The sequence below is a fragment of the Campylobacter sp. RM9333 genome (genome assembly GCF_020137705.1).
GTDB lineage: Bacteria > Campylobacterota > Campylobacteria > Campylobacterales > Campylobacteraceae > Campylobacter_E.
Genome location: NZ_JACGAY010000033.1, coordinates 1 through 11843 on the forward strand (window position 1 = coordinate 1; position 11843 = coordinate 11843).

General features: G+C 29.0%; 10 protein-coding genes. 8 read left to right on the top strand and 2 right to left on the bottom strand.

The features are described from left to right. The first annotated feature begins 376 nt into the window (after positions 1-376). Entirely contained in the window at positions 377-550 is a 174-nt protein-coding gene (locus AVBRAN9333_RS09075) for a hypothetical protein (RefSeq protein WP_214120408.1), read from the top strand. Continuing rightward, positions 547-930: a type II toxin-antitoxin system death-on-curing family toxin gene (locus AVBRAN9333_RS09080; RefSeq protein ID WP_336608246.1), complete on the top strand. Its 384-nt coding sequence runs from the start codon at positions 547-549 to the stop codon at positions 928-930. The genes AVBRAN9333_RS09075 and AVBRAN9333_RS09080 overlap by 4 nt, the downstream gene beginning before the upstream one ends. A gap of 626 nt (positions 931-1556) precedes the next feature. Here the strand turns inward: AVBRAN9333_RS09080 and corA are convergent. Continuing rightward, the gene (corA, locus tag AVBRAN9333_RS09085; protein ID WP_239803124.1) at positions 1557-2516 is read right to left on the bottom strand and encodes a magnesium/cobalt transporter CorA; all 960 of its coding nucleotides are present in this window, start codon (positions 2514-2516) and stop codon (positions 1557-1559) included. Positions 2517-2599: 83 nt separating this feature from the next. Continuing rightward, positions 2600-5092 (bottom strand): flagellar hook protein FlgE, encoded by a 2493-nt coding sequence (gene flgE, locus AVBRAN9333_RS09090; RefSeq protein ID WP_336609877.1) that lies wholly within the window; start codon positions 5090-5092, stop codon positions 2600-2602. A gap of 108 nt (positions 5093-5200) precedes the next feature. On the opposite strand from flgE, the gene AVBRAN9333_RS09095 reads away from it, so the two are divergent. The 6 genes from AVBRAN9333_RS09095 (at position 5201) to AVBRAN9333_RS09120 (ending at position 11803) form a co-directional block, all read left to right on the top strand. Beyond that, positions 5201-5869, top strand: a complete 669-nt coding sequence (locus AVBRAN9333_RS09095) for a hypothetical protein (protein WP_336609878.1) — start codon at positions 5201-5203, stop codon at positions 5867-5869. Between the two features lie 105 nt (positions 5870-5974). Next, complete coding sequence (locus AVBRAN9333_RS09100; RefSeq protein WP_214120402.1) at positions 5975-7141, top strand: glutathionylspermidine synthase family protein; 1167 nt, start codon at positions 5975-5977, stop codon at positions 7139-7141. Positions 7142-7150: 9 nt separating this feature from the next. Beyond that, positions 7151-8209, top strand: coding sequence for an iron-containing alcohol dehydrogenase (locus AVBRAN9333_RS09105; protein WP_214120403.1), 1059 nt, complete (start codon positions 7151-7153; stop codon positions 8207-8209). After that, on the top strand, positions 8206-9138 hold the full coding sequence (locus AVBRAN9333_RS09110) for a D-2-hydroxyacid dehydrogenase (RefSeq protein WP_214118912.1): 933 nt from the start codon (positions 8206-8208) through the stop codon (positions 9136-9138). The genes AVBRAN9333_RS09105 and AVBRAN9333_RS09110 overlap by 4 nt, the downstream gene beginning before the upstream one ends. After that, positions 9128-9574: a hypothetical protein gene (locus AVBRAN9333_RS09115; protein ID WP_336609061.1), complete on the top strand. Its 447-nt coding sequence runs from the start codon at positions 9128-9130 to the stop codon at positions 9572-9574. Before AVBRAN9333_RS09110 ends, AVBRAN9333_RS09115 begins: the two co-directional genes overlap by 11 nt. A gap of 96 nt (positions 9575-9670) precedes the next feature. After that, positions 9671-11803 (top strand): autotransporter outer membrane beta-barrel domain-containing protein, encoded by a 2133-nt coding sequence (locus AVBRAN9333_RS09120; protein ID WP_336609879.1) that lies wholly within the window; start codon positions 9671-9673, stop codon positions 11801-11803. Positions 11804-11843 lie beyond the last annotated feature (40 nt).

An 11843-nucleotide genomic window follows, 5' to 3' on the forward strand; every position in this document is an offset into this window, starting at 1 on the left:
TTATGCAATGAGCCAAGCTAACGCTGTTCAACAAAACGTAATGAGATTATTACAATAGTTTTAAAGGTGCAAAGCACCTTTAAAAACGCATTAAAGATTATTGTAGTAATAATGAATGGAGTTTTTAAGGTGCTTGTCGCCTTAAAAACGACTAAATTATTACAATAATAATTGAAGTTTTTAAGATAGCATTAGCTATCTTAAAAAACGACTAAGGTTATTACAATAGTAAAAATTACTAAGGTTATTGTAATAATCCTAAGGGGAGCACTCGCTCCCTTTTTTAAATTTAAAAATCAATTTCCTAATTTAAATTCTTTAAAACTTGATAAATTAAACATATTTAGTATAAGATAACGATTACAAAGGAGCTAAGATGAAAGAATTTAATTTTGATAACGCTGTGAAAAATCCATATATAGATAAAAATTTAAAAACACAAGAATACCAAGAAGAAAGACGATTAGTCAGTCAAACTATGGCAAAAATGGAAAAAGAGTTAGACAAACCAGAGATTTTATCAGTATTTAAAAGATTAAAAGACAAATGAGATATATCAAATTAGAAGAAGCCATAATTATTCACGAAAAAATCATTGAAAAAACAGGCGGATTGAGTGGTTTTAATAATACTCAATTAGGCTACCTAGAAAGTGCATTAGAACACATAAAAAACGATAATTATTATCCAACTTTAGCCGATAAAATTACTCATTTAATGTTTTCGTGTATAAAATTTCATCCTTTTACTGATGGTAATAAAAGAACTTCAATATTTTTAGCTATGCATTTTTTGGATTTAGATGATAAATATAATGAGAAATTTGCTATAGTTATGGAAGATATAGTCGTGCATGTAGCCGATGGAAGTATTTTAAAAGATGAGCTAAGAGAAATATTGATAAATTTTATAAATAAATATAATCAATAATAAAATTAGACTAAGAGATTTAGATTAAGGCATTTTTCTTAACGCTTAATAATACTAACGATTGCAAAAGTAACAAATATGAATGTAACAATTACAACAAATAATAATCCGTATTTTTAAAAGCGTTAAAATAAGTTAAAGAGTTAGAAAAAGCTCATAAGAGTGATAGTTGAAGACACAAAGTTTTAAAGATTTTAGAGCCAAGATTAAAAATCTATGAGTAAATACTAAGCATTAAAACCAAAAGGCATTAAAACTGATTTTAAAAAACCAAGTAAAGAAGATAAAAATCTAACGCTAGATATTATTAAACGCCTTGCAAATGATGAAGTCTAAGAGCTGATTTATAAAAACTACGCATTGCAAGTGATTTAAAATATTGTAGAGATTATCATATCAAAATTGATTTTAGTGCTAGTGTATAAAAGATAAAAATATATTAATTCCAACTTGCATTAGCATTGCAAATCACAGCAAAATAAATAATTTAAACATAAATTAGATTTTAGCGATATATTTTTATTGTAATTATTTTAAGGTGCTATCCTTTAGCACCTTTTTTATAAAAACTAAGCAAAATCAAAAAACTAGCATAAAAAATATTTATGATTGTTTTAAATCCACCCTTATAACCAGCGTTTTTTCTTAAAAAATATAATAGGTATTATTGTAGAGATTATCATTAGGCTCAAGGTTATAAAATACCCATATTGGAATTTTAATTCAGGCATATTCTCAAAGTTCATTCCATAAATTGTCCCTATTAAAGTAGGCGGCATCATAGCAACGGTAACAACGGTAAAAAGCTTTATGATTTTGTTTTGTTCTATGTCAATTTTGCTAGTTAAAATCGTCTGTATATTATCTAAAATCCCAAGTTGCGAAAGGCTAAAATCTATTAAAGAATTTAAATCTTTTAAAATTATGTCTAAATTCTCTTTAATATGAACGCCTATTTTATCGCTTTTAATAAGTGATGATAAGGTCTTTTTCTTCTCAAATAACGAATACCTAATCTGCATATTTAAATCTTGAAGATTTGAAATCTTAGCAAGGTAAAAATCATAATCAAGAGCATTTTTTTGCTCTAAAATCTCGGTTTTTAGCAATCTTGAAACCTTATCAATCCACTCTAGCACATCTCCATCTTTATCCACTCTCATATCAAAAATCTCGCTTAATATCTCATAGCCACTTTTATAATGAGTTGGATTTGCTAGAATTATGTTTTCTACAGAAGCAAAGGTCGGAATTTCTCTAGCACGGATTGTAAATAATACTTTTTTATTTAGTAAAAATGTAATCGTATCTTTTGTAGTGGTTGTTTGATTTAGAGCGTCTTTATTTAAAAACACATTATTAATAGTAATAGTATCTTGCTCTTCCCAATATCTCGCACTTTCTTCTATGTTGTATTTTTCATCATCGTTTGGAATTTTAATATTAAAATTATTTTCTATATAAGCAATCTCATCTAGGTTAAAATTAAACAAATCTACCCATAAAGTATTTTCAGGTATTTCTTCATTGATATTAATAGTGCGTTTTAATACATTTAAATTGTCTTTATAATAAATAAAAAGCATAAAAATCCTTTATAAATTTTAATTATTATAATGAAAATTTTGAAATTTTAATAGGATTTAAGGCTAAGCTTAAATCCTAAGAATTATTGTTTTAATTGTAAAAGTGTGTTAAGCATTTGATCGCTTGTAGTAATTGTCTTAGAGTTTGCTTGATAACCCCTTTGAATTACGATTAAGTTTGTTAAAGATGTGCTTAAATCAACGTTAGACATTTCAAGGCTACTTGCTTGGATTTTACCACGACCACCTGTTGTAGCAGCTCCGATTACTGGCTCACCTGAGTTTGATGTTTGAGTGAAAACATTGCCGCCTTCAGCTTCTAAACCTTCGTTATTTGTAAATGTCGCCATCGCAATTTGTGCTAGACCAAAGCTTCTACCATTTGTAAAGCTTCCGATGATTGTTCCGCTTTCATCAATTCTAATTCCGTTTAAGTCCCCACCACTAAAACCATCTTGAGAAATACCACTTGTATTGCTCTCTCTATCATAACTTGTAATTCCATCAAAATCATTTGGATTACCGAAATAAAAATCTATGTTTTGATTAGGAGTTGAGCCGTTGTTTGCTGTAAAGCTTACTGAACTTGGGCTAAATCCTTGTAATGAACCATCGCTATTAAATCTAATTGTTCCTGTTAGGACATTTTTTGGACCTTCGCCACTAATGTTGATTTCACAAGGCTCTGGAACTTGAATTACTATTCCCCACTCTGTGCCACCATCATCTGTGTAGCCGATTTTTGTAAAGTCATATTTGATTGAGTGTTTTGTCCCAAGTGAGTCAAATATATCAATACTTGAACTATGTGCGCTCATATAAAGCCCTTGAGTTTGGCGAATTCCATCTCCACTTGTAAGTGCTCCTTGCATACCTTGCATAGTTTTCATAAACTTATCGTTTTCATTAACATTATTTGCCGGATTTGTTAGATTGCTAATGCTTAAGAACATATTGAAGTCATCTTCATTGTTGTTTGCATTTGCCGGAGTTTTTACATCAGGGTTTTGCTCTATAAATGTAGCTTGTTCTTGTGCTGTTAATTGATCCCATGCGTTTAAACCATGTCCTGGTTGATTATTATATTTAATTCTAGCTCTTTCGTTGATTGCTTCTGTGCTCATATCAAATACATCACCATCATCAGCATTAAATGCGTCTCCTTTAGGATTTTTGATAACGAATTGTCCTTTAGCATCTACTATGATTTCAACTCCATCATTTTTAGTCCCATTTGTGCCCCAATCAGCATCAGTTACTTGTCTTCCATCGTAATTTACATAAAGCCTTGCATCTTTTTGCATAGCTTCTCTTAAATCTTCTGTGGTATTAAATGTTCTTTCCATATTAGCATTTAGTGAATGTGCTGTATTAGTTGGGTTTGGATCATAAGTATATTGATAAGCAGTAATTACTTTAATACTAGCACCATTACCATCATTATGGTCTAATACATTTCCATTTGCTAATAAACCGGTGTTATCAGCTTGACCACCATTTCCTGCTTTTAGAATTATATTCTTCATAGCCGCTGTTGTGCCTTGCTTATTATCATTTACTAAAATAAGTCTATTTCCATTTACTATATCAGCTCTTACACCTGTTTTACCACTTACTCCATTAATAGCAGTTGCTATATCAGCTACAGTTGAAACACTAGCAGCTATTTGAGTGCCATTAATTTCTATATTTAATGTAGCAGCAGCAGCAAATTTACCATTGTTATCAATTTGATTATTATTAGCACCCAATGTTAATTGCCCAGTTCTAGCTTCTGCATAACTAACCCAAATTCCTTGACCTTTTCTAAGCCCAAGACTTTCTCCACTAGCATTGAATAATACTCCCATATCAACGCCACGCTCATTTAAGCGTAATTCACCATTTTTATTTGTAATAAAGCTATTTTGTGAAACATCGTTTTCTTTATGAACACCCGCATCAACCTTAATACCATCGCCGTTTATATTAGTCCATTCGTGGTTGCTATCTAGCTGATAGATTGGAGTTTTTTTATCGCCTATGCTATTACCTGAATTTAGGTTTGCTTTTAAACTAACTAATGTTGTAGGATTTGCAGGGGTTGTAAGACCTGGTTTTATTACTATATTTCTAATTGGAGAAGTAGTATCAACTTCGCCTGTAACTTCATCTCTTAACCAACCTTGTGCTATATAACCATTATTATCAACGAAGTTACCATAAGCATCACGAACGAAGTCCCCGTTTCTTGTATATTTATAAGTTTTACCACCATCAGGGCTTACTACGAAAAATCCATCGCCTTGGATAGCTAAGTCTGTGTTTTTCTTTGTTGTTTGGATACTTCCTTGAGCAAAAATCTTAGTAATTGAGTTAATTTGAGTTCCAAGTCCAACTTGCATAGGGTTTTTACCACCTAGCTCTCCTTGTGGAGCTGTTGCAACTTTGCTTGTTTGATTCATCAAGTCGCTAAAATTTGCACGAGAGTGCTTAAAGCCTGTTGTATTAACGTTTGCTATGTTATTACCTTCTACGTCCATTGCTATTTGGTGTGCCTGAAGACCTGATACTCCAGACCAAAGTGATCTCATCATTTTTATATCCTTGTAATTAAATTCTCTAAGCAAGTTTTAGCAAAAGGTGTTCCAATTTTATTTTTTTATATTAAAATGTTTTTTTAATACCGAAAATAAGGGGATTTTGTGGATAGTGTAAAAAATAATTTTAGATTAGATTTAATAAAGTGCTTATCAAATACAAGATTACAAAGTTATAAAGACTTAGACGAGCATTTTAAAAATCTTAAATTAATTTCAAAATTATCCCCAAAAATAGGCATTTTAGAAATAACTTTAAGAAATTATTTAAATGATATTTTGGCAAAAAAGTTTAATAATGATGATTGGCTTTTAGATTACGAAAATGAAAGTATAAAAGAACAAATAAATAAATTATGTAAAAGCAAAAAAAGAACGCCTACAAAAGATGAATTATTAAGCAATCTTACGCTAGGAACGATAATTAAGATTATTGAAGATGAAAAAATTGAGAAGTATATATTTTCAGATTTAGACTTAAAAAGATTTGATAAGAATAATAAAAAATATTATTTTCTTAATAACAAAAAGACAAAAATATCACTAATTGATAAAAATAGAGCTTTGCTAAAATTATTTTTAATTCTTAGAAATCGCGCGAGTCATTTTGAAAATTTATTAAAACTTAGAAACAATAAAATTTCTAACATAAGCTACAAATTAAATCAAAATTATTATATCAGTATAGACCCAGTTAATTTAGAAAGATTTTTAGATGATTTGATAAATGATTTTAATGAAGATTTGATAAGCAGAGTAAAACTCTGCTTTTAAGGGTGTCCGTCCACCCACGAAATACATTTCATAATATCAAAAAAAAATTAATCATAAAAGCTTTATCAATGTTTGTTAAAATCAGCTTTTATTAAAAGGAGAAAAATGAAATTTTTAAATATTCAAAAACTAAGCACTGAAAAGCTAGAAAATATGGGTTTTACTTGGCATACAAATGAAGATAAAAAATCATATGTAGATGATAAATTAATAATAATTAGCGAAGATGAAGCAAATAATTATTATAACGCTTGTAATGAGCTATATGATATGTTTATAAATGCAGGTTCTTATGTAATTGATAATAATCTTTTAGATAAACTTGGCATTCCTTTTAATTTACACGAAGTTGTGAAATTATCTTGGGAAAATGAAGTTCATTGGCATTTATATGGGCGTTTTGATTTAGCTGGTGGGCTTGATAATTTACCTATTAAATTGCTTGAGTTTAATGCAAATACTCCAACGGCACTTTTTGAAACGGCGATTTTACAATTTGAGCAATTAAGACTAAATAACTTAGATGAAAGCAATCAATTTAATCACACTTACGAAGCAATCGTTGATAATTTTAAACGCTTATCAACTTTAGATGAAGATGTAAGTAATTTTGATGAAGTATATGAAGGCTGGAAAATACTTTTTACAAGTGTAAAAAATACTGAAGAAGAGCTAACTACAAGATTGCTTATGCAAATGGCAAAAGATGCTGGATATGAATGCGAGTTTGCTTATGTTGAAGATGTTGAATTTAGCGAAGATGGAGTGTTTTTAGCTGATGAGAATTATGAGTTTTGCTTTATGCTAATTCCTTGGGAAATAATAGCTATTGAAGAAAGCGAATTAGCACATTTACTAACAAAAATAATCAAAAACCAAAAAGCAATTATCCTAAATCCTGCTTATACATTATTATTTCAAAGCAAGGCTATTTTAGAGATTTTATGGCAGCTTTATCCAAATCATAAATATTTATTAAAAACTAGCTTTTTACCACTTGAAAACGCTAAACAAGTTAAAAAGCCGTTTTTTGGTCGTGAAGGTGCAAATGTTACGATTTTGGACAAAAATGGCGAAATAATTACAAAAAATAATGGAGATTATGAAAATAACGGATTTATTTATCAAGAATTTGCAGAACTTAACGAATATAATGGCGAGTTCTATCAAGCTGGGGTATTTTTTGCCTACGAAGCGTGCGGACTTGGATTTAGAAAAGGTGGAACTATTATAGATAATTACGCACAATTCGTAGGACACATTATTAAATAAAGGAAAAATATGCAAGAAATTCTAAGTCTTACTTCATTTGTAGTTGATTTTGATATTAAAAAGAATTTAAAACAAGAATTACAAAATTATAAAAATATTTTAGTTATTGCTGGAGTTACGGCATTTGCGAAATTTAAAGATAAATTAGAATACGCAATTAGTGGCAATTATCATCTAACGCATACTAAAGAATGCTCGTTTAATGATATTAATAAAATTATAAATGAATGCAAAGGCTTAGAATTTGATTTAGTCTTAGCAATTGGTGGTGGTAAGGTTTTAGATACTTCAAAATACATAGCAAATGCTTTTAATCTAAAAATAATTACTATACCAACAATCGCTGCAACTTGTGCTGCTGTATCTGCTCTATCTGTTATTTATGAAGATGAAAAGTTTAAAGAATTAGCGCTTTTTAAAGAACCACCTTTTAAATGTTTTATAGATTTAGAAACTATTAAAAACGCTCCTAAAAGGTATTTAATAGCAGGTATTGGCGATACGATGGCGAAATTTTACGAATTTGATTTGCAATTAAAATATGCAAAAGCTAATAATATAGGCGTAAATTACTCAAATTCTTTTGGCAAAATTTGTAGTAATTTGTGCGTAGATTTAAACTATGAATATGCAAAATCTTTAAATGATGATTTGAGTTTTAAAAATGTCGTAATGTCAATAATAGTAAATACTGGCTATGTTTCACGCTCAATTAATATTGAATATAATGGGGCTTTTGCTCACGCAACTTGCTATGCGATAAGTTATATTAAAGAAATAGAAAAAAACTTCTTGCACGGAGAATTAGTAGCATTTGGTATTTTAGTCCAATTACTAATTGAGAAAAAATATGATGAATATGAAAAATTGCTTAAGTTTTACAAAGAAATCAATTTACCTACTAAAATAAGTGATTTTATAAAAGAAGATGAGTTTTTAAAACATATTGACAAAATAGCTAGTTTAGTCTTTGCATCTAGCGATGTTATTAATCTAATTAATCGTGGTTTTATAACAAATCTTGATGAGATAAAAAATGCTTTAATTTATAAAAAGGAGAAAGAATGAAAATTGTATTTTTAGACGCAAACACCTTAGGTGGAGAAAACATTGACGCATTTAAAGAATTTGGCGAAGTTGTATTATATGAAAAATCATCGCCTAATGAAGTAGTAAAAAGATTAGAAAAATGCGAAGTAGCAGTGATTAATAAAATCAAAATGAGCCGTGAAGTTATGCAAGCTTGCCCTGATTTAAAACTAATTTTAATTAGTGCAACGGGTATGAATACGGTTGATTTGGTTGCAGCAAAAGAATTTAATATCGTAGTTAAAAATGTAGCAGGTTATAGCACAAAAAGTGTGGCTCAACATACTTATGCTCTACTTTTATCATTAATGAACGAAACTCTTTATTATAATGACTACACAAAAAAAGGCAATTGGGCTAAGAGCGAACTATTTTGCGATTATTCAAGAAGAATTTACACAATAGAAGGCAAAACTTGGGGAATTATAGGACTTGGAGCTATTGGAAAAGAAGTTGCAAAAATAGCACAAATGTTTGGTGCTAATGTGATTTATACAAGTCTTAGTGGTAATAATAACAATGCTGATTTTAAAAAAGTTAGCTTAGAAGAATTGCTAAAAAATAGCGATATTATAAGCATTCACGCTCCACTTAACGACAAATCATATAAATTAATCAGCGAAAAAGAACTAACAATGATGAAAGATAATGCGTATTTGCTAAATCTTGGGCGTGGCGGGATAATTGATGAAGTAGCACTCGCAAAAGCAATTGATAGTAAAAATATCCGCGTTGGGCTTGATGTTGTAGAAGTTGAGCCAATGAGTGCTGATAATCCTTTATTAAACATAAGTAAAAAGCAAAATCTAATAATCACCCCGCACATAGCTTGGACTGCTTGTGAGTGTGTTACAAGACTAGTAGCAATGATGGTGAATAATTTAAGAGATTTTTTAAATGGTAAATAAGATTTACTTAGGGCTAATTTTAGCCCTATTCTTTAGCTCTTGTGCTAAGCAAATTCCAACTACAACTATAAATCTAACTATTAAAAGTGATATTATTAAATTTAAAGGACAAGGTTTTTTAAAGGATAATAAAGGTGATTTAAGTCTTGATTTATATACACTTGGAAAATACATAAATACTTTTAAAATCAATGAAAAAATATGTTTTAACAACGAATGCTATACCAAAAAAAGCTTTAATGAAAAATTCTTTGGCAAATGGTATTATGATGATTTGTTAAAAGATATAATTTTATGTAAAAATATATTTTCTAAGAAAAATTACTCAAAAACTCAAAATGGTTTTACTCAAATAATTGATGATTTAACTTATGTTGTTGATGATTTAAAATGTGAGTTTTCTTCAAAAAATATTATCATTAAAATTAATAAATAATAAATTTTATTATTCTATAATAATTTTTTCCTAATAATCTAATAAAATTTACAAAAAAATATTATATTTAGATGGAATTTATAATAAGGAGAAATTATGAAAAAAGTATTATTTTCATCGGTTTGTGCAGTGGCACTACTAGGGACAAATGTATATGCAGTAGAAAATAGTTTAAGTAATAGTTTAGAAACTTTTTTAAGTCAAAAAACAGAGTTAGAAAGCAAGATTGAAGAGCAAAATACTCTAATAGATAATGCCAATAAAATTTTAACTTCTGCAAAAGATACAAAAGATATAAAGCAAAAAGCTTATGACACTACTGTAAGTAAGGTAAAAGAATTAAAACTAGAAGAATCTAATAAAGAATCATTGAAAAACAAAATTAATGTGGAATTACAAGGTTTAACTGGCACTGTCGATGATTTAAGTGATAAAAATACAATTTTAACAAGCACAATGAGTGATTTAGAAATAAAAATTAAATCATATGAAATAGAATTACCTAAATTAGATGAACAGTTAAAAACTGCAAAACAAGAAGTGGCTACTATAGAGAAAAAACGTGATGAAGCACATGCAAAAGTTTTGGAAGTAAATAAGCAAAAAAATGAATTAGTAAAAAAAGAAGATGAAATAGGAAAAGAACATTTAGCGTTGCAAGAAAAAATTCAACAAGCAAGTGAAGAAGAAAAACAGCTTCTTCAAACACAGTTACAACAAAAAGAAGTTGAGTTGAGTGCAGCACAAAAAGCAATTACTGATTTAGACGAACAAAATAAAGATATATTAATAGCTGGAGATTTAGCAGACAAAGAACTATCAAATGCAAGACTTAAAGCAAAAGAATTAGAAAATCAAAAATATTCAACAGAACAAAAACAATTGAATGATAAATCATTATATGATAATAAAAAATTAGAATTAGCAAACATTCAAAAAGATTTAGAAACAAAAACAGCAGAAAAAATGATAGCTAAAAGTAATTTAGAACAAGCAGTTAAAGATTACGAAGATGCTAAGTTGGCTGTAGCTAATGCTAATAAAGCACAAGCAGATGCTCTAGCTGAGCTTGATTTAGCAAATATAAATTTAAATGAAGCTATAAATGGATTAAATACAGCTAATAAAGATTTAGAAAACTTAAAAAAAGAATTAGAAAGTATTGAAGCAAATATTACAAACAATACAGAAGAAGGTAAAAAAGTTAAAGACCAATTAATGTCAAGTGGTATTTATACGGCTAATACTCAAACTCACGCTAACGCATTAATCACTTTAGCAGCTTCACACAATGGAGATTTAAGCAATGCAGCTCCTGAAGTAAAAGCACAAGCACAAACCTTAGCAAATCAAATAGCTACAACAATTTTAGATGAGAAAAAAGACGATATAACAGCAGAAGCTCTAAGCACTTTAAATGTTCAAATCAATAATATGAATAAGCGTTTAGGTGAAGTGCGTGGTTTAAATGCGGATATTGGGACTTGGTTTAGAATTTATGGTGGTCGTTTTAGCAATGGTAACAATAATTTCAATTACTATTCAACCCAAATTGGTGCAGATAAAAAAACTAGCTTAAATAATGCTGATATTCTTGCTGGTGTGCTATTTGGCTATGATAAAATCAATGCAGGTGTAAGAGCAAAAGACACTAGCGTAGGAGCGTATTTAAGTTATATTCACAATGATGGATATTTTGCTGATTTGGTATTAAAATATATAAGAAGTAGTTATGATAGTAAATTTGTTGATGTTAAATCTCAAAATTCATTCTTAGTTAGTGCAGAGGGTGGATATAGATTTAATGTAAATAATAATTTTTATCTTGAACCAAGCCTTGAGATAATCACTGGATATATCGGCAAATATGAATCAAGCTTAAAAATCTTTAATAAATTTAAAATAAATGTAGATGCTCACTCTCCATTAATATTTAAACCACAAATATTTGCAGGTTATAGCGTAAATGATTTTACATTTAGAGCTGGTGTTGGGGCAGTAATTGATACTCAAACTAAAGAAGCAGACCTTTTAATTGGCGATATTATAAAAGGAGTAAATGCTAAGGTAAAAAGCAAATTAGGAGCTAGCGATAGAGGATTTGTAAGCGTTGGCACAGCATATACATTTAGCGATAATTTAAGATTGAATTTAAGTGTTGAAAGAAGCTTTGGCACAAAACTTACAAATGATTATGAAATAAACTCAACTATTAGATATACATTTTAAAATAAAGGGCTTTAAGCCCTTTTTTATCAAACCCCCACTA